This is a genomic window from Streptomyces mauvecolor (assembly GCF_039532965.1).
GTDB classification, from domain to species: domain Bacteria; phylum Actinomycetota; class Actinomycetes; order Streptomycetales; family Streptomycetaceae; genus Streptomyces; species Streptomyces violascens.
Window position 1 is genome coordinate 954,356 of sequence record NZ_BAAASQ010000008.1, and the last position, 18,327, is coordinate 972,682.

The 18,327-nt window shown below is 69.3% G+C and carries 17 protein-coding genes; 9 read left to right on the top strand and 8 right to left on the bottom strand.

Annotated elements, in window-relative coordinates; genetic code table 11:
- Positions 1-60: 60 nt before the first annotated feature.
- Both ABD346_RS12350 and ABD346_RS12355 read right to left on the bottom strand, forming a co-directional pair.
- Positions 61-663 (bottom strand): phosphoribosylanthranilate isomerase, encoded by a 603-nt coding sequence (locus ABD346_RS12350; RefSeq protein WP_344374408.1) that lies wholly within the window; start codon positions 661-663, stop codon positions 61-63.
- A gap of 333 nt (positions 664-996) precedes the next feature.
- On the bottom strand, positions 997-1,827 hold the full coding sequence (locus tag ABD346_RS12355; protein WP_344374409.1) for a helix-turn-helix transcriptional regulator: 831 nt from the start codon (positions 1,825-1,827) through the stop codon (positions 997-999).
- A 120-nt stretch (positions 1,828-1,947) separates the two neighbouring features.
- Here ABD346_RS12355 and ABD346_RS12360 point away from each other — a divergent pair, with 120 nt between their 5' ends.
- The gene (locus tag ABD346_RS12360; RefSeq protein ID WP_344374410.1) at positions 1,948-3,012 is read left to right on the top strand and encodes an aldo/keto reductase; all 1,065 of its coding nucleotides are present in this window, start codon (positions 1,948-1,950) and stop codon (positions 3,010-3,012) included.
- 354 nt (positions 3,013-3,366) lie between these two features.
- On the opposite strand, the gene ABD346_RS12365 is transcribed toward ABD346_RS12360, so the two are convergent.
- Positions 3,367-4,659 (bottom strand): YhgE/Pip domain-containing protein, encoded by a 1,293-nt coding sequence (locus tag ABD346_RS12365; RefSeq protein ID WP_344374411.1) that lies wholly within the window; start codon positions 4,657-4,659, stop codon positions 3,367-3,369.
- 136 nt (positions 4,660-4,795) lie between these two features.
- Positions 4,796-5,269, bottom strand: coding sequence for a MarR family winged helix-turn-helix transcriptional regulator (locus ABD346_RS12370; RefSeq protein WP_344374412.1), 474 nt, complete (start codon positions 5,267-5,269; stop codon positions 4,796-4,798).
- A gap of 162 nt (positions 5,270-5,431) precedes the next feature.
- Between ABD346_RS12370 and ABD346_RS12375 the strand changes: the two genes are divergently transcribed.
- From ABD346_RS12375 to ABD346_RS12400, 6 genes are all read left to right on the top strand, one after another.
- Positions 5,432-6,301, top strand: coding sequence for a 4Fe-4S domain-containing protein (locus tag ABD346_RS12375; RefSeq protein WP_344374413.1), 870 nt, complete (start codon positions 5,432-5,434; stop codon positions 6,299-6,301).
- A gap of 216 nt (positions 6,302-6,517) precedes the next feature.
- Entirely contained in the window at positions 6,518-7,093 is a 576-nt protein-coding gene (locus ABD346_RS12380; protein ID WP_344374414.1) for a dihydrofolate reductase family protein, read from the top strand.
- A 96-nt stretch (positions 7,094-7,189) separates the two neighbouring features.
- A complete protein-coding gene (locus tag ABD346_RS12385) occupies positions 7,190-7,732 on the top strand; it encodes a hypothetical protein (protein WP_344374415.1) in 543 nt (180 codons plus the stop codon).
- A 107-nt stretch (positions 7,733-7,839) separates the two neighbouring features.
- On the top strand, positions 7,840-8,946 hold the full coding sequence (locus ABD346_RS12390; RefSeq protein WP_344374489.1) for a sensor histidine kinase: 1,107 nt from the start codon (positions 7,840-7,842) through the stop codon (positions 8,944-8,946).
- Positions 8,943-9,608 (top strand): response regulator transcription factor, encoded by a 666-nt coding sequence (locus ABD346_RS12395; RefSeq protein WP_344374416.1) that lies wholly within the window; start codon positions 8,943-8,945, stop codon positions 9,606-9,608. Before ABD346_RS12390 ends, ABD346_RS12395 begins: the two co-directional genes overlap by 4 nt.
- Positions 9,609-9,846: 238 nt before the next feature.
- Entirely contained in the window at positions 9,847-11,496 is a 1,650-nt protein-coding gene (locus tag ABD346_RS12400) for an FAD-binding oxidoreductase (RefSeq protein WP_344374417.1), read from the top strand.
- Between the two features lie 147 nt (positions 11,497-11,643).
- Here the strand turns inward: ABD346_RS12400 and ABD346_RS12405 are convergent, their stop codons facing one another.
- The 3 genes from ABD346_RS12405 to ABD346_RS12415 form a co-directional block, all read right to left on the bottom strand.
- Positions 11,644-12,276 carry a polysaccharide deacetylase gene (locus ABD346_RS12405; RefSeq protein ID WP_344374418.1) on the bottom strand — a complete coding sequence of 211 codons (633 nt, stop codon included), beginning with the start codon at positions 12,274-12,276 and terminating at the stop codon, positions 11,644-11,646.
- A 233-nt stretch (positions 12,277-12,509) separates the two neighbouring features.
- On the bottom strand, positions 12,510-13,856 hold the full coding sequence (locus ABD346_RS12410) for a lipase family protein (RefSeq protein WP_344374419.1): 1,347 nt from the start codon (positions 13,854-13,856) through the stop codon (positions 12,510-12,512).
- Between the two features lie 127 nt (positions 13,857-13,983).
- Positions 13,984-15,042, bottom strand: coding sequence for a vWA domain-containing protein (locus ABD346_RS12415; RefSeq protein ID WP_344374420.1), 1,059 nt, complete (start codon positions 15,040-15,042; stop codon positions 13,984-13,986).
- Positions 15,043-15,332: 290 nt separating this feature from the next.
- On the opposite strand from ABD346_RS12415, the gene ABD346_RS12420 reads away from it, so the two are divergent.
- Positions 15,333-15,740, top strand: coding sequence for a nuclear transport factor 2 family protein (locus tag ABD346_RS12420; RefSeq protein WP_344374421.1), 408 nt, complete (start codon positions 15,333-15,335; stop codon positions 15,738-15,740).
- Positions 15,741-15,748: 8 nt separating this feature from the next.
- On the top strand, positions 15,749-16,582 hold the full coding sequence (locus tag ABD346_RS12425; RefSeq protein WP_344374422.1) for a helix-turn-helix domain-containing protein: 834 nt from the start codon (positions 15,749-15,751) through the stop codon (positions 16,580-16,582).
- Between the two features lie 14 nt (positions 16,583-16,596).
- Here ABD346_RS12425 and ABD346_RS12430 read toward each other — a convergent pair whose 3' ends face one another.
- Complete coding sequence (locus ABD346_RS12430) at positions 16,597-17,811, bottom strand: alpha/beta hydrolase family protein (protein WP_344374423.1); 1,215 nt, start codon at positions 17,809-17,811, stop codon at positions 16,597-16,599.
- Positions 17,812-18,327 lie beyond the last annotated feature (516 nt).

Consider the following 18,327-nt stretch of genomic DNA (forward strand, 5'->3'; position numbering starts at 1 on the left):
TGATGTGCTTTGTCGGCAGTTCCGGCCGAGTGGGAGGGCCGGGGGAGGGCGGGTGCGATGTCAGTTACGGGCCGCCGTGATGAAGGAGCGGATCAACTCCGTTGATTTGACGCCGCGTTCGCTCTCGACACCGCTGGAGACGTCCACTCCCCAGGCGCCGGTGACGTCGGCGGCCCGGCGGACGTTGCCCGGGTGCAGTCCACCCGCGAGCAGCCAGCGCCCGGTGGGAGCGGCGAACCCGGGGGAGGCCCAGTTCCACGGTTTGCCCGAACCGGGGTCGGGCGCGTCGAGGAGCAGCAGGTCCTCACCCAGCGCGCCGAGCCGAGCCGGGATCCCGGTGGCGGCCGTGGCCCGGATCAGCGTGCGGCCCGGCGCCCGCAGCGCCTCGTAGTACTCCGGGCCCTCGTCGCCGTGCAGCTGGACGGCACGGACGCCGCTCTCCTCCATGAGGCGGCGCACCTCGTCGAGCGGCTGGCCGCGGAAGACGCCCACCGTGAGGATGTGCGCCGGTACGCGTTCGGCGAGCCGCCGTGCGGTGGCGGCGTCGACCGTGCGCGCACTGGTCGCGAACACGAACCCGACCGCGTCCGCGCCCGCCTCGACGCAGGTGTCGACATCCTGCGCGGTCCGCAGACCGCAGATCTTGACGAAGAGATCACTCATGCCCCGAGTCAATCAAACCGCCTGCCCATCCGGCACCGGCAGTGCGTCATGCCCCGCATGTTTGCGGCGCGGTCTTCGGCGACGGCGTACTCGTCGGTGGTCTGCGCGTGGGCGTACCAGGCCCGCCGGGTGCCGGACCCGGCCGATCCGGCTCTCGTCTTCGAGCTCCGGCGGCCATGGCTGACCGGGAGACGAGACGGCGGCACCGGGCTCGGCACCGACGAGCTCAGGGCCCTGTGGGCACTGCGCGTGAGGCCGGCCAGGTCTTGCCGCCCCCGGCCGCTGCAGATCTGTTGCTGTTCCGGCTGTCGTACGTGAAGGGAGGGTTCGACATCACCGTGCGCACAACTGGTCCAACGCCGACTCGCTCTCGTCGTCGGCGGCGCGGTAGATCACCAACCGTTGGTCGGGATCTTGCAGTGGCACGAGCACTTCGAAATCCACTGAGATCACTCCGGCGTCTGGATGCCGCATCGCTTTGTGCCCGCGGCCGTTGACCTTGATGTCCCGCTCGGCCCACAGGCGTGCGAATTCCTCGTCGTGCGTGGTGAATTCGGTGATGAGGCCGGTCAACGCCTGATCGTCCGGATGTGCGGCCCATGCGGCGCGCAGATGGGCGATCCCCTCCCGCACGACGCGTTCGCGATCGACGTAGAAATCACGGATCCGCGGATGCATCAGGCACAGCCAGATCGCATTGCGTTGCGGTGGAGGCAAGGTGCCGAAATCAACCAGCAGCGCTGCCATTTCGGTGTTCCAGGCCAGGATGTCGTAGCGGTGGTTCAGCAGCATGGCCGGCAGTGGCGACAGGCCGGCGACCAGGTGGGCCAGCGGCGGCGCTGCCGTGGTGGCCGGCTTGTCGGTGGTGCGGGGGCGCTGCCGGGCCAGGTTGAAGAGATAGTCGCGTTCGTCGGGGGGCAGGCGCAGCGCCCGGGCCAGCGCCTCCACCACATTCGCCGAGGGCCGCAGCCCGCGGCCCTGTTCGAGCCGCACGATGTAGTCGGTGCTGACACCGGCCAGTTCGGCGACCTCTTCGCGGCGCAGTCCCGGGGTCCGCCGGGCCCGGCGACGCGACGGCAGGGGGAAATCGTTCGGGTCCAAGCGCTCGCGACGGGTCCGCAGGAACGCGGCCAGCTCCTCTGTCGGGTCTACGGCGCGGGTCATCACGTTCGATCAACAGCCAAGGGTAGGACTGGCATTCCCAGGAATTTCTCTCCCTTATCCCCGGCTCGCGGCGGTCACAGACTTGTCTCCGGCAACGGATCACAAGCACAGGAGGACACCATGTCGCTCACCCTCGACAGCTACCGGCTCCTTGGCCGCTCAGGGCTGCGGGTCTCCCCGCTGGCGCTGGGCGCGGCGACCTTCGGGACCGAGTGGGGCTGGGGCGCCGAGCAGGACGAGGCGCGCAAGCTGTTCGACCTCTACGTCGAGCGCGGCGGCAATTTCATCGACACCGCCAGTACATATACCAACGGCAGCTCCGAGCGCCTGCTGGGCGAATTCGCCCGCGACAACCGTGAAAGCCTGGTGCTTGCGACGAAATACTCGACGTTGCGCCGGCCCGGCGATCCGAACTCCGGGGGGAATCACCGCAAGGCCCTGTTCGCGTCGGTGGAAGCCAGTCTGCGACAGCTGAATACGGACTACATCGATCTGCTCTACCTGCACGTCTGGGATTTCACGACGCCGGTCGAGGAGATCCTGCGCGGCATGGACGATCTGGTCCGCCAGGGCAAGGTCTTGTACGTGGCGATCTCCAACGCCCCGGCCTGGCAGGTGTCGCGCATGCAGGCGATCGCCGACCTGCGCGGCTGGTCGCCGCTGGTTGCGCTGCAGATCGAGTACAACCTGATCGAACGCACCGGGGAACGCGATCTGATCCCCATGGCACGCGAGATGGGGTTGGGGGTGGTCCCGTGGTCACCGCTGGCGGGCGGGGTGCTCACCGGCAAGTACGGGCGCGACACCTTGACCGCGCCGAGCGCCGCCTCCGCCGACGGAACCCGCAGGAGCGTCACCATCGCCGGCGGCACGCTCACCGAACGCAACCTCGCCGTCGTGGATGTCGTGAAGGAGGTCGCCTGCGAGCTGGGCCGCACACCCGCCCAGGTCGGGCTCGCCTGGACGCTGCGGAACCCGGCCGTGACGGCACCGATCATCGGCGCCCGCACGCCCGCCCAACTGGAGGACAATCTGGGTGCCTTGGACGTCGACTTCACCGCCGCCCAACTGGCCCGTCTCGACGAGGCCGGCGCGATCGGGCTCGGCTTCCCGCACGACATGCTCGCCAGCGACACGGGCCGCGCGTTCACCCGCGGTGACCTGAAGATTGAACCCCGCCGCTGATGCCGAAGGATCGGCTTCATGCCCTGCCGCCGACAGCACGGCCGACGTGAAGACTGACGGGAAGGGGGACAACTGGCAGAGCCCGGCGGCCAGGTCACCCGGCGTGGCACAACGCGGTGGTGAGTACCTTCATCGCGGCCGCCCCCTCCGCGTCAGTCATGAGATGAGCGTCCCCGCCGCCCACAATGCGGCGGGGCTGAACACCGTGAGGTCGGTGCGCGCGGCACCTGATCCCCTGCCGTGGAGCCACTCGTAGCCGTGCAGATAGGCACCCGTCAGGCGCGGGGAGGCCGGAAAGCGTATGGCACTTGACGGGTCATCGCCGCTTGCGTCCGCACGCGGCCGAACACTCGGTCAGGAGTCCTTCGGCACCATCCGGTGCAGCCCCTTGCGGTCGTAGTAGGAGGCCGCGGCCAGGCCGAAGGCCAGTGCCACCACCGCGCCGACGGAGATCATGACCCAGGCGCGGGTGAGTCCGGCCTCGGCGCGTGCGTCGAAGTACAGGATGGCTCGCACTCCTCCGCCGAGTTGTCGCATCGGTTCGAACACCGACAGCCAGCGGTAGAAGCCGGGCAACGCCTCCAGCGGAATCGTCGTGCCCGAGGAGGGCAGGGCGAGCACGATGAAGACGAACATGCTGACGAGCTGACCGATGCCGCCGAACGCCGCGTTGACGGACTGCACTCCGAGGCCCACGGTGGCGCTCGCGCAGAACGAGAACACCCACAGCAGCCACAGGTGCGAGGCGTCCATTCCCAGGATCACCACACAGGCCAGCATGATCACAGCGGATGTCAGCGCGGCGATCGCGACGGACATGGCCCACTTGACGATCAGGGTCCGGGTGCGACTGATCGGCACCACCGGGCGACGGGTGTGCCAGGGGCCGATCTCGCTGTCCGCGTAGCCCAGACCCACATCGACGCCGTTGCTGATGATGTTGCCGCCCATGAAGCCGGCGAGCACCAGCAGCAGTGCGTAGTAGAAGGCGGTCAGGCCCAGACCGCTGTGCGTCCCGATCGGGTGGCCGACCTTGACCGTGACGCTGATCGGGTCGGCGAGCAGCAGCCGTGCCGCGCCGCTCGCACCGGCGGAGGTCGCGGTGAGTGTTTTGCCGAGTTGCAGCGAGGCCTGGTGGGCGGCCGTCTGATTGATGTTGCCGGCCAAGGAAGAGGCGAGGCTGCCCACGCCCGGGTTGGTGAGGACGGTCATCGTGGGCCGTGCAGGGGGTGTCGCCGTGCCGTTGGGAAGTGCCGCCACCGCCGCGGTGAAGCCCTCGGGAACCTCAAGGACCCCGTACAGCTTGCCCGTGGCCAGCTGCTGTTGGGCCGCGGTCGGCTCCAGTCGTCTCCAGGAGACCCGCTCGTCGGAGGCCCCGGAGATCGAGTCGGTGATCTGCGCACCCAGATTGGTGTGTCGCCCGCCCATGACGGCACCGCGGTCGGCGTTGACCAGACCGATGGGCAGCCGGTGCATATGGCCGTTGGGGTCGATGATGCCGCCCATGTACAGGAGCGAGAGCAGCAGCACAGCCAGCGAGACGATGACTGTCGGGAACTTCCAGATCTTGGGGTTGCGCAGCACCTGGCCCGGGCGTGCCTGGCCCGGCTTCGCCTCGGCCGCGGGGGGCTGGACAGGGGAAGACATGGCTCTCCAGGGGCTTCGGTGGGCAGCACCGGCAAGCTAACTGCGGCCGCGCCCCCGAGCCCGGCGCCCCACGCTCGCCCCGCCCGGCGGTTCCACCCGACGGCGCAGCGCCCGGGCCGGTGCTGCCCGGGCCGGGCTACCGGATCAGCTGGTCACACTCTTCGACGGTGCTTTCGTAACTGCCCTGAAGGAAGGCCTGGATCGCCGCGAGCTGGTCGTCGGAGAAGGTGGCCGTCAGCCGACGGCTGCGGGCGTCCATCTGGTCGTAGAACGAGGCGATCCGTTCGAGCCCTGGGGCAAAGGCTTCGACGAGTACGCGGCGGCGGTCCTGCGGGTCCGGTTTGCGCTGGACGTACCCCGCCTTCTCCAAGCGGTCGATCATGTGCGTGACCGCGCCGGTGGTACGCCCGAGTCGAGCGCTGAGAGCACCGGCGGTACAGGCCCCGGCGCGGTTGAGCATGTGCAGGCAGAGCAGATCGGTCTGCGCGATGCCGAGACGCTGGGCGATCAGGTCGTTGAGCCGTCCCAGGGCTCCGGCGAGGTCCGTCAGGGACGCGATGATCCGGTCGGCCGGTTCATCGGCCGGTTCGTCCTGGTGATTGACGCGCATGCGGGGTTCCCATTTACCTTCGCGATTAAGATACTTGGCGATGCAGCTAATGTATCCGGTCCGCTGCCGCCTCGACCTGGTGGGGCGGCGACGGCCCTGCTCCGATTCGACCTGTGGACCTTTGGGCCTGGGGATCCCTGGACCTCTGGAAGGAGTCCTGTCATGGACGGCTGGTACGTGGACGATCGCTGCACCAACTGCGATGTCGCCCGGCAACTCGCGCCCGACCTGATCGTCGAGGCCGACGGAAAGTCGCAGATTCTGCGCTCCCCGCGCGATGAGGCGGAGACACGGAGCCTTCACGCCGCGGTCTTCGCCTGTCCCACACGCTCGATTCGCATGACGTCCGGGCGGATCGACCCGGCGCGCGACCCGTTTCCGATGGTTCTGGACGACGGCTTGCTGTTATGCGGACACAATTCCCAGCACACCGCAGGGGCCAACTCCTACCTCCTGCTGCGACCGTCCGGCACGGCGATGATGATCGACACCCCGCGCTGGAGCCGTGAACTCGCCCAGCGTTACACGGCGTTGGGCCCGGTCACCGATGTGCTGCTCACTCACCGGGACCATGCCGCACACGGCCGGCATTACGCGGACCACTTCGGCGCCCGCCTGTGGATCCACGAGGGAGACCTCGACGCGGCGCCGGACGCCGACCAGGTGATCCGGGGCCTCGACCCCGTCGGGATCGGGGAGGGAGTCACCGCCCACCCCCTTCCCGGCCACACCCGGGGGAGCGTGCTCTACCTCGCCGACGACCGGTACTGCTTCAGCGGTGACAGTTTCTACTGGTCGCGCGCCACCGCCGATCTGGAGGTCGCGGACAGCGTGACCTGGTACTCCATCGAGGAGTTGGCCATCTCCCTGGCCAGAACGGCCGGACGGCTGCGATTCGAATGGGTCCTGCCCGGCCATGGGGACCGCCACCGCCTGGCGGGCGACGAGATGTCCCACCGCTTGCGGTCGCTCGCCGAACGCACGCGCATGCTCAGGCCCCGCCCGATCGACTTCACGGCTGTCCGCTGGTGAGGACAGTGCTGTGCACCGTAGCCGTTCGACGTAAGGGCTCCCGTGCCGTCGGTCGTTGATCACATGCCATTCGAGTGGTCGGGACCACGTGTGGTGGCACAGCGATGAGTTTCGCAAGCGCGCCGGGTCCATGGGTGCGACAGTCTGCGAAGCCCGGCCGGGGAAGGCCGTCAGTCCGCCCCGCCGTGCCGGCCGACCGCACCTGAGGAGAACGACATGACCGCCACGTACACCTTCGATGTCTTTTCCAGCCTGGACGGCTTCGGTGGCGCCAGCGCCAACTGGACCGGCTACTGGGGCAAGCAGGGCCCCGAGCTGCTCGACCACCGCCTCGCCCTGTACGTACCGGAGCAGCGGATGGTCTTCGGGGCCAACACCTATCGGGCCTTCGCGCGGATGCTGGCCGAGAGCACCGAGGATTCCGACGTGCGTGACCCCTGGGTCACGCGGATGAGGAGCATGCCCGCGACGGTGGTGTCGACGACCCTGGAAGGCCCGCTCGACTGGCCGGACGCGACCATCGTGAGTGGTGACGCCGTCGATGTCGTCGCCCGGCTCAAGGAGGAGTCCGACGTGCCGTTGCGCTCGCACGGCAGCCTCTCCATGAACCGGGCGCTGATGGCCGCCGGTCTGGTCGACCGCGTGCAGGTGACGCTCTTCCCCGTCATCACCGGCCAGACCGGACTCGACCGGATCTTCGAAGGCGCCGCCGACTTCGACCTGGAACTGCTCGAGCACCGTACGCTCGACGGTCACATCCAGGAGCTCGTCTACCGGCCCACCCTCCACTGACCCCTCGGGGTGGACGCGTGGCGGCAAGCCATCTCCACCCTCGGTTCCACCCGTGGGTCCAGGTGCGCGAGGCCGGACCGCAGCAGTCTTGAGGGCATGACAACGACCGACTGGATCACCGACATCGCGCTCGTCCTCGTCGTCTTCCGGCAGCTGCGGGAAGGCCGCCTCGACCTCAAGACCTTCCTGATCCCGCTGGGGATCGTGGCCTTCGTCGCCCACACCTACCTCGACTCGATCCCCACGGCGGGCAATGACCTGGTGCTCATCGGAGCGCTGATGGCCGTGGGCGCGGCGCTCGGCATCGCCGGCGGCGTCTACACCCGGATCCGTGTCGCGGGGGAGCACCTGCTGATCAAGGCCGGGGCGGTCTCCGCGGTCCTGTGGGTGCTCGGCATGGGCGCCCGGATGGGCTTCCAGGTGTGGGTCGAGCACGGCGGCGCCGCCGACGTCGCCCGGTTCAGCATCGCCCACCACATCACCACGGATCAGGCGTGGGTCGCCGCATTCGTCCTGATGGCGCTCACCGAGGTCGTCACGAGGCTCGCCACGATCTTCCTCCGCGGCCGGATGGTCGCCCACCGGCAGCCGCTCGCGGCGGCGGCGCGAACCGCCCCCGTGCTCGACCGTACGGCCTGACCGTGGGCTATGGTCACGCCGTGCCCGAAGCCCAGAGCGCCCCGGCCCCCGGGCCGGCCTCGCACCACGAGGCCGGCCCGCGGGCCGTGCCCGGCCACGACCCGCGCATGCAGTGGGCCCTGACCCTGTTCGTCATCGGTTCCGCGATCTGGACGGTCCGGCCGCTGGACCTCAGCGGCCGGGGCCTGGCATGCGGCGCCCTGCTCCTGGTGAACTGTGTCGCGCTGGCGGCCCGCCACCTGCCCGAGGACAGGGTTCCCCCACGCGTCGCCCTGGTGTGGCTCACCGCCGGCATCCTCGCCGCGGCGGCACTGCTCGGCGTCAGCACCAGCGGATCGAGTTACCTCTTCGCGTACTTCCTCGTCGGGCACATCGGGTTCCGCCTGGAGTCCAGACGGGCCCTTGCTCTCGCGGCGCTGTGCAGTGTGCTGTGCAGCGGCGTGCTGTACTTCCGCCTCGGCTCCGGCCACGATCTGCTGCCCTGGACGCTCGGCCTGACCACCGGCGGTCCGGTCCTGATCGGCATCCTCAATCGCAGCAACCGGCAGGCCGTACGGGCGGCGATCTCGGCGGCCGAGTCCGCGGAACGGGCCGCCCGCGCCGAAGCCAAGACCGCCGTACTGACCGAACGCGGCCGGATCGCCCGCGACGTGCACGACGTCCTGGCCCACTCGCTGGCAGGCATCAACATGCAACTGGAGCTGGCGGACGCGCTGATCGACACGGGCGACCTGGACAAGGTCCGCGAGGCGAACAGGAAGGCGCACAGCATGGTCAAGGAGAGCCTGAAGCAGGCCCAGTGGACCGTGCACGCGCTGCGTGAGGACTCCCTGCCGCTGGTGGAGAGCCTGACCGCGATGGTGGAGTCGTCCGGCCACCGCGACGCGCTGACGGTGACGGGCACCGCCCGCGAAGTGCCGTCCCGGGTGACCCAGAATCTGCTGCGGATCGCGCAGGAGGCGCTGACCAACGCGGCGCGGCACGCGCCGGGCGGCGATATCCGCGTGGAGCTGACGTACGCCGCGGAGTCCATGAAACTGACGGTGAGCAACAGTCCGGCGACCCGTGAGGCGAGCCCGGGCGTCGGCAGCGGCATGGGGCTGATCGGCATGCGTGAACGGGCCGCCCTCCTTGGCGGAACGATCACGGCGGGCCCGGTGGTGGCCGGACCGGACGAAGGCGGCTGGCAAGTGGAGGCAGTGATCCCGGGATGAGTGAACCGACGCAGAACGAGCAGCGGTTGAAGGTGATCGTGGCCGACGACCAGGCCGCCGTGCGGGAGCCGCTGGCCGCGGTCCTGGGCCTGTCGGAGGACATCGAGGTCGTCGCGGCCGCCGCCGACGGGACCCAGGTGCTCACCGCGGTCGCCGCGGGGCCCGTGGACGTCGTCCTGATGGACCTGCGCATGCCGGTGATGGACGGCATCGAGGCGACGCGACGGCTGACCGAGGAGCACCCGGAGGTGGCCGTCGTCGTCCTGACCACCTTCGCCGACGACGACTCGATCCTGGCAGCGCTGAGCGCCGGGGCCCGCGGATACCTGACCAAGAACGCGGGGCGCGAGGACATCGCCCGCGCCATCCGCGCGGCCGCGGCGGGCCAGTCCGTCCTCGACCGCGAGGTCCAGGACAGGCTCCTGGCCACGGCCCGCACCAAGGCCCCGACGCCCCAACAGGTGCTGCCCGGCGACATCACCCCGCGCGAACGCGAGGTGCTGACCCTGATCGGCCAGGGCCTGCCGAACCGGGCGATCGCCGAGAAGCTGTTCATCAGCGAGGCCACGGTCAAGACCCACATCAACAACCTGTTCGCCAAGGCGGACATCAGGGACCGCGCCGACGCCGTGCGCCGCGCCATCGCGGCGGGCCTGGCATGAACCGGCATCCCGAAGGGGTGGGTCGCCATGCGGGAAGACGGCATGATGAGACGTCAGCAACCGTATAGAGAAGGGGAGTTGATATGTGCCACGCGGACAGACGCGCCCGTTGCGCACCTCGCCCGTGCGGAGGGCGTCGTGAGTTACGGGGAATGACTGAACGTCGCCCTGACGCAGGTGGCTGGTCGACGGCGCCGTCCGGGCTGCTCGTGACGGCCGGCCCGGGCGGGAGGCCGTGGTGAGCGGGACGGACCCGAATCCGTTGAACCGTCGCGGGCTGCTCGCGGCGGCAGGGGCGATGGCCGCGGCAGGCGCGGCAGCGAGCGTGGTCGGCCCACCGGCTTCCGCCGCTGCCGCGGAGACCGGCGCGGCAACGGGGGAGTCGACAGCGTTCGGGCCGGTGACGGTCCGTCCGGGGGACACCCGTTACGAGAGCCTGCTGCGCGGCAACAACTTCCGCTTCGTGGGACGGCCGGACGAGATCCGTGTCGTCGGCTCGACCGAGCAGGTGGTGCGCGCGGTCGCCGACGCCGTACGGTCCGGTCGCAGGGTGGCGGTGCGCAGCGGCGGACACTGTTTCGAGAACTTCACCGCCGACCCGGCCGTGCGGATGCTCCTGGACATGTCGCCCATGGACGCCGTCGGCTACGACGCGGCGCGCGGCGCTTTCGCGGTGCAGCCGGGTGCCACGCTCGGGCACGTCTACCGGACGCTGTTCAAGGGATGGGGCGTGACCATACCTGCGGGCGGCTGCCCGGAGGTCGGAGCGGGCGGGCACTTCGCAGGTGGCGGGTACGGGCCGCTGTCCCGCCGGTACGGATCGGTGGTGGACCACCTCTACGGCGTGGAGGTGGTGGTGGTCGGCCAGGACGGCACCGCCCGCGCGGTAGTGGCGACGCGCGAGCCGGACGACCCGCACCGCGACCTGTTCTGGGCCCACACGGGTGGAGGCGGCGGGAACTTCGGGGTGGTCACCCGGTACTGGCTGCGTTCGCCCGGCCCGCGCGGGAGCGACCCGTCCCGGCTCCTGCCCGCCGCACCGCGCGAGCAGCTGGCGTATCTGATCACCTGGCCCTGGGACGAGAAGATGACCCGGCAGGCGTTCACCAGGCTGCTGCACAACTTCGGTACCTGGCACGAACGCAACAGCGCGCCCGGTTCGCCGTACGCAGGCCTGTACGCGATCCTCATCCCGATGCACCGCAGCGCGGGCGGCTTCCTGATGACCGTACAGATCGACGCGGACATTCCGGGTGCCCGGACCATGGTGAGCGAGTTCGCGAAACAGGTCACCGCGGGCACCGGGCTCGCGGGCCATGAGACCTGGCTTTCGATGCCCTGGCTGCACCCGACCACCTGGCCGGGCACCGGCGAGCCCGGCAACGTCGGCACCCGCCGCTACAAGATCAAGGCAGGCTATCTGCGCCGCTCGTTCACCGATGCCCAACTGACGGCCATTCACCGGAACTTGACCAACAGTTCGGGAACGGCGGGCGGTGGCATGCTCCTGGTCGGATACGGGGGCCAGGTCGGCGCCGTACCGGCCGACGCCACCGCCGTCGCCCAACGCGATGTGATCATGAAAGCCGTCTACCAGACGATCTGGTCCGACGAGCGCGACGACGCCACCAACCTCGCCTGGGTCCGCAACCTCTACCGTGATGTGTATGCCGACAGCGGCGGCGTCCCCGTGCCCGGCGCGGTCAGCGACGGCTCGTACATCAACTACCCGGACGCCGACCTGGCCGACCCCGAGTGGAACACCTCGGGCGTGCCGTGGCACACCCTGTACTACAAGGGCAACTACCCGCGCCTCCAACAGGTCAAGGCCCGTTGGGACCCGCGCGACATCTTCCAGCACGCACTGTCGATCCGACCGTCCACCTGAGCGGGGCGGCCGCGGCCGGTTGTACGCGGCTTTGACGCGCGGCGGCGTTCCTGGTGGCGGCGACGGAAGTTCCGGCAGGGGGTGGTGCAGGCCGCGGTCCGGCACCACCTCTGCAAGCATCCTGTATCAGACGTCAGACGCCGGGTCTCAGACCCAGATGCGTACGGCTTCCATACGCCGTGACTGGCCCGTCGTCCCCACATAGACCGGGTTTCCGCTGACCGCGCTCAGCCAGCCATAGTCCTGGACATGTGCCTGCGCGCCTACGCTGCCCGAGCCGACCTGGACGCCGAGCGCCTCCATCCGCCGCGACTGGCCGGTGGTGCCGACGGTCACGACCGTGCCGTCCCCGCCGCACCTCCAGCCCTGCCAGCCGATGTCGGCCAGGTGGGCGTCGGCGCAGACGCCGCCGACGCCACTGGTAGAGATCGCCAGTGCCTCCATGCGGCGGCTCTGGCCGGTCGTTCCTGCCACGCTGCCGTTGCAGACCGCCGACTGCCAGCCGATGTCCTGGACGTGGGCGGCGTAACAGACCACCCGGGCGTTCGGTAACAGCGAGGCGCGCGCTCTGCTGGTCGCCGCCTTCAGGTCCGCGACCACCGAGGCGGGCGGCGCCTCGACGGCCGAACCGGCCCCGACCGCCGTGCTGATGGCCGGGGCGGCGGCCGGAGCCTGGATCGACGGCTGGGCCTGGGCCTCGGCCACCCCGGTGGCTCCCAGGGTGCCCGCAAGCGCGAGCCCCAGGACGACACCGGCGGTCTTGCTCATCGTTTTCTTCATGATTTTCCCCTCCTTGTACCGACTGGTCGCGCATATCTGTATCCGCGTTCCGGGGAGGGGAACAACCGTTTGTCGTGGTTACGGCCGAGAGCAGTCCCGGCATGGCGCGCTCCGCGAGCTTGTGCCGGGACTGCCCGGTGTGCGTCAGCCTTTCTCGGCCCAACTGATATGGCCAGTAGGGGGAGTTGAGGGTCTCTGCGGGGCTGGGTGTTCGTGGGGGTGCCGTTGTGAGGTCACGACACCGAGGTCGGCTGCTCCGGGGCCAGCGAGTTGCCCGGTGCGATGTGCCCGCAGTCGGACGGAGCCGGCTTGCCCGCGAACCGGTCCCCGAGCCAGCCGATCGCGCCGGGTGCCCAGGCCGCGGCCACGGGGACGTGGCTGAGCAGGTTGTACTGGTGGAAGGCGATCGAGCCGTTGCCGGTGGCGCAGTACTGCCGGGCGAGCGCGCGGACGTCCCCGGCGACCATGACCCCGTCGCCCGTCCCGATGCCCGGCGGGTTGCCGAACGTCCCCTCGACGACGCCTCCGTTGCCCTGCGCGATGAATCCGGGAACGGTCGGAGTGGCGGCCGAACCCAGGTTGATCTTGTTGACCGCCTCGACGAACGCGGTCACCGAGTTGGGGTCGGCGTACTGCGGCTTCGCCAGCTTCTTCCAGGTCAGACCGGGGTAGTGGCCGAGCGCGTCGAGGAGCGAGCCGTGTTCGAGATCCTGGTACACCTGCTGGCCGTAGCTGTTCATGTACTGCTTCAGGTCGATGCCGTACGACCTGGCCACCCCGATGATCGCCATGGGGATGACCCCGGACCACACGAGGGAGCCGTCCACGTACCTGAGGTTGTGCGCCGGATCCACGAGCAGGCCGCCCTCGGCGAAGCCCACCAGCCTCTTGTTGACGTCGGGCGCGTACGCCGGTGCCAGCGCCGCCGCCCAGTTGGTCGCGATGGAGCCGCCGGAGTAGCCCATCAGGCCGACCCTGGTGTCGGCGTTCATGCCGGAACCGGCGTCGGGGGCGGTCGCCGCCCGGATCGAGTCCAGCGTGTTGGTCGCATATTCCGGTCCGGCGGCGAAGTCGGCGGTCTGCCCTTCGGTGTCGGGGATGACGACGTTGTAGCCCTGCGTCAGCAGGGGCACCAGGAAGAGGTTCTCGGCGTTCGCGATGACCCCGCCGAGGGTGACGTTCCCGGCGATGGCGCGCGAGGGGCCGTCCTGGGGGTTGAGGGAGTCGTAGAACGACTGGTAGGACACCGCCTTGCTGCCGTCACCCTTGAGACTGCGCACCACGGTGGTCACGTTGGCGGCCGGGCGGCCCTGGGCGTCGGTGGTGCGGTAGAGCAGCTGGATCGCCTTGACCGGAGTGGGTAATCCCACGATGTGGTACTGCAGCGTCCGCTTCTTCAGCACGGTGCCCGGCGCGTACGAGGACAACGGTGTGCTGCTGTCGTAGGTGTAGAACGGGTCGCTCTTCGCGGTCGTCGACGGCGTGGCGGCGGCAGCAGTGGCGGCCGCCGCCGGAACGACGGTGGCGGCCAGCGCCGTGGCAACCGCGGTCGCCAGCACCCGCGCGGTATGTCTGAACATGGCTCCCCCGTGGATCGTCAAATGAGTGACAGGAGTGATCTCAGGAAAGTTACCTAGAGGTAACTGCCCTGTACAGAGCCGCGACTGGTGTTTCGCGAACGGGTGCCGGGCGGCGCGCCGTTCGGTTTCAGAGCATGATGAGCAACCGCGTCTTTGGCTTGAGTTTCCTGTTCACCGAACGGCTCTGCACGTACACCTCAAGCGCGGGATTGTTCCCCGCCTTCACCGAGACGGTGCCCTGGACCCCCGTACCGAACAGAAGGCTGCGGGCCGCATCGCCCGTGTAGGCGCGGTCGGTGTCCTTCTCGACCACGATGACTTCCTTGTTCTGCTGAACCTGAGCCCGGGCGCCCAACTGGTAGTAGCACGCGCCGCGTTCGTACGTCACTCCCGGATGGGAATCGACGAAGGGGCGGATCTCGATCTCCTTGTCGACCTTCAGGAGCCGGTACTTGTCGGCCGGAATCGGTTCGAGGCTGGCGCGCACCTCGTCCACCGATATGTCCTGACCGACGGCGAACAGGTTCTTCGTGCCGCGAACCCCCTGCTCGCGGCCCCGGAGAAAGCTCGTGGCGGCGGCGCGCACGGTGCCGATCGCCTCCTCGACCCCCTTCTGGGAATCCGCGTCCCAGATGGCGATGTTTCCGGCCGGGAAGCCGTAGTTCTGTGCGGTCCGCTTGGCCAGGGAGTTCGGAACGAGGATCGCCGAAGTCCAGTGCCCCGGAAGCCCGCCCATCGTCGCGGCGATCCTGTCGAGCCAAGGGCCGAGGATCGCCGGGTCGCCGTCGTGCCGCCTGTCGCCGCCCGACGCGTTCTCCTCGCCGTCCGTCACCACGATCTGCAGGAAGCTGTGCTCGCCGTACTGCTCCCAGATGTGACCCAGGTCGTCCAGAGACTTCAGCGAAGCCTCGATGAGGGCGGTGGCGCCATTGTTGACCTGGTAGAGCCCCCGCATGGACGGCAGATGCTTCACGTCCATGTCCCAGACCAGGTTCTCCACCTGGTGGTCGAAGGAGTAGAGGCTGATCCTCGTCTCGTGGCCGAGGCTGTCCGACTCGGCCTTCAGCCCGGCCACGAACTCGTCCACCACGCGGATGAGTTGACTCTGGTGCGGGCGCATGGACCCCGAACAGTCGACTACCAGCGCGACGTGATTCACCTTGTGCTGGATCTTGTTTACGGACATGGTTGTGCTCCCCCTCTGAGGCTCCCCGAGTGACGTTTTCACTGTAGGTGGAGGCACTGACAACGCCGTCCGACACCGGATCAACCTGCTCCCGGGACTGCCCGGTTCAGCTCCGCCGCGCGGTGCGGCGCAGGCGCGGAGGCACGGCGGGACGTTATTACCCGAGAGGTAATCGACCGCCCGCGCGCGTGCTGACAGCCTTGAGTGGTCGGGCCGGGCGAACACATCGCCGCACCGGCACTCCAACCCCTTTCTCGCACGAGGAGAGCGCCATGCACGAGGAGAGCACCATGAGTGAAATCGAAGCGGCCGTCGAGAAGTACGTCGCCAGTTGGGCGGAGCCGGACGCGGGCATGCGCCGCAAGGTCATCGCGGAAATGTGGGCAGAAGACGCGATCTACAAGAACCCGTTCGTCGAGTTCCACGGCCGCAAGGGCGTCGAGGACGCGGTGACGCAGGCGTACGACCTCTTCGTCGCCACCAAGGGCGCCACGTTCAAGGTCACCAAGGTCGACATCAGCAGGGACGCGGTGCGCTACACCTGGGAGATGACGTTCCCGGGAGCGGCCGAGCCCGAGGCGATCGGCACCCAGGTCGTCATCCTCGACGAGAACGGCCTCATGGCCAACGACCACCAGTTCATCGACAAGGCCCCCACCGGCATGGAGGAACTCGTCCACATCGGCCTCGACGTCTGAACGGGACCGTGACGACAACGGACCCGCTGCTTGCGCAGTCCCTCGGGGATCTGCTGCGGCAGTGGCGCAAGCACCGGCTGCTCAGCCAGATGGAATTGGCCTTGCTGGCCGAGATCTCCCCGCGGCACCTCAGCTTCATCGAGAACGGCCGCTCGGTGCCCAGCCGGGAAGCCGTCCTGCGCCTGGCCGAGGCCCTCGGCCTGGAGCTGCGCGAACGCAACCCGCTGCTCCTGGCCGCCGGTTACGCCCCCGTCTACCGGGAGACGAGTATGGAGGCTCCGCACATGTCCGCGATCCGCGACATGGTGCGCCAGGTGTTGGCCGCCCACGAGCCGTACCCGGCCGTCGTTCTGGACCGGTACTGGAACCGGGTGGACGCCAACGACCCGGCCTGGCTGTTCGGGCACGGCGTGCACCCGAAGCTCCTGGAGGAGCCGGTCAACCTGCTGCGCGTGAGCCTGCACCCCGAGGGCATGGCCCGGCGCACCGCCAACCTCGGCGAGTGGCGGGGCCACCTGATGAGCCGGCTGCGCCAGCAGGTCGCGATGACGGCGGACCCCGAACTCATCAAGCTGTACGACGAGTTGAGTGGCTACCCTTGCGACCAGCCCGAGCCGAAGGCCGAGCTGCCCGGCCCCGGTGAGATCGCCGTCCCACTCAGGCTGCGCCACGAGGGCCGCGAACTCGCGTTCTTCAGCACGATGGCCACCTTCGGCACGCCGCTCGACATCACGGTTGCCGAGCTCGCCATCGAGTCCTTCTTCCCCGCGGACGCCGAGACCGCGGAAGTGCTGCGTGCCACCGACTGGAAGGCTGCCGTGGCGAGCGGGGCCGGGCCGTAGTGAGGACCGTGGCCTTAACGGGTCTTCGGGGCGAGGACGTCGTCGAGCCAGTCGAAGACACGCTGGTTGTAGCGCGATCGGTTCCAGCTCTCGCAGTGGCCCTCGGCTCCTTCGGCGGCGGTGAAGCGGACCAGGGTCTTGGGGCACCGCAGCGCCTCGTAGAGCCTCTCGGCGTGTGCGGCCACGGGGTCACCCTCGCCGATGACAACGAGGGTGGGGCAGGTGATCTTCTCGACGACGTCGGAGAGCCGGTAGCGGTCGGTGTCGACGACGTACTCGCCGAGGCTTCCCAGCCCGTGTACCCACAGGCCGCGCTGCACCAGCTTCCAGTGCAGGACCGGTGAGGCGAGCAGCGGTGCGAGGTGCTCGTCCAGCTCGGCGGGGTCCACATCGGGGAGGCGAGCCTGGAGATCGGGCGGGAGGGGCAGGGAGTCGCGGAAGTTGCCGAGTTGGTCCCACTGACCGGGGTCGGCCACGAGCGCCGCCACCCGGGGCTCGCCGCTCACGCCGCGGGGAGCGAGATAGCCGCCCAGACTCCAGCCGATCACCACGAGCCGTTCGGGGTCGACCCCGGGCAGGGTGAGTGCGTGGTCGACCACCGGGCGCAGCACGGTCTCCCAGTCCGGGCGGAGTGCCAGACCCTGCCCGACCAGGGCGAGGCCCTGCCCCGGGCCGTCGACGAGGAGGCAGTGGTAGCCGCGGCGGGTGGCGGGCAGGGCGTGGGCCCAGTACATCTCGTGCGCGTTGGAGTCGTAGCCGTTGACCGCGATGACGGTCGGACGCGGGCCGTCCCCGGGTGCGGTGCCCTGGGCCGGGCACAGATAACCGTCCAGGAAGCCGCCTTCGAAGGGCACTTCGACGGGAGTCGGTGGTGGTTCACAGAGCTCGGCGAAGCGGGCGAAGCACGTACGCTCGCGCGCTGCCGCTTCGGTCAGCCGCGGGTCGACGGGGGCCCCGTACAGCGGGTAGTACGAGATCCTGAGGTAGGTGCTGGCCCGCAGATAGGCCTCCCGGGCGCTGACCTGGTGCCCGGCCCCGGCGCTCTCTGTGGCCCACCCCTCGACCATTGCGGCGGTCGCCGTCCACTCCCGGTGCCAGCTGTCGACGTCCCCCTCGGTGATCCGCCGCGAGGTCAGAAGGCATTCGCCGTACTCCGCACCCCCGCCCGTCATCGTCATCAGGGCGCGCTCGGAGAACATCTGGAAGAGCGGATCCTCGAACAGTCTCATGGTGCCTCCGCGATCGGTTCCGCTGTTCTCAGTGCTGGGCGGCGAGTGTGCCGGTGGTGAGTTTGGTGAGCTCGACCCTTCGCGTGGCGTGCGTGGCGAGACCCGGTCCGCCGCACAGGAATTGATCGCGCCTGACAATGGACAGGCCTGATTTAGCACTGGCCCGTGATGGGGGCCCTGGTTCGCCCGTCGGTGGGCGCGGCGCCGTGGGGCTGCTCCGTACGGGGTGGAGAGGGCACGGCGACCGGGCATGCCGGCGAAAAGCAGCTCGCCGGGTGCGGAATGGGCTGGGTGGGGGATGTTGGGTGACCGGGGCTGTGGGGGTTCGTTGAGCCCGGCGCATATGGAGAGTGCACCAGGGTCCCGGGGCCTGACCAGCCCCGGGACCCTGCACACCGACTACCCCGCCGGCCGACCCGCGCGCCCGCCCCCAGGCCGTGCGGGCACCGCCCCCACCCTCCCCATATTGGTCTAAACGGGCGCAATTTGTGACGTTTTCAGCCTGCTCCCCGTTCT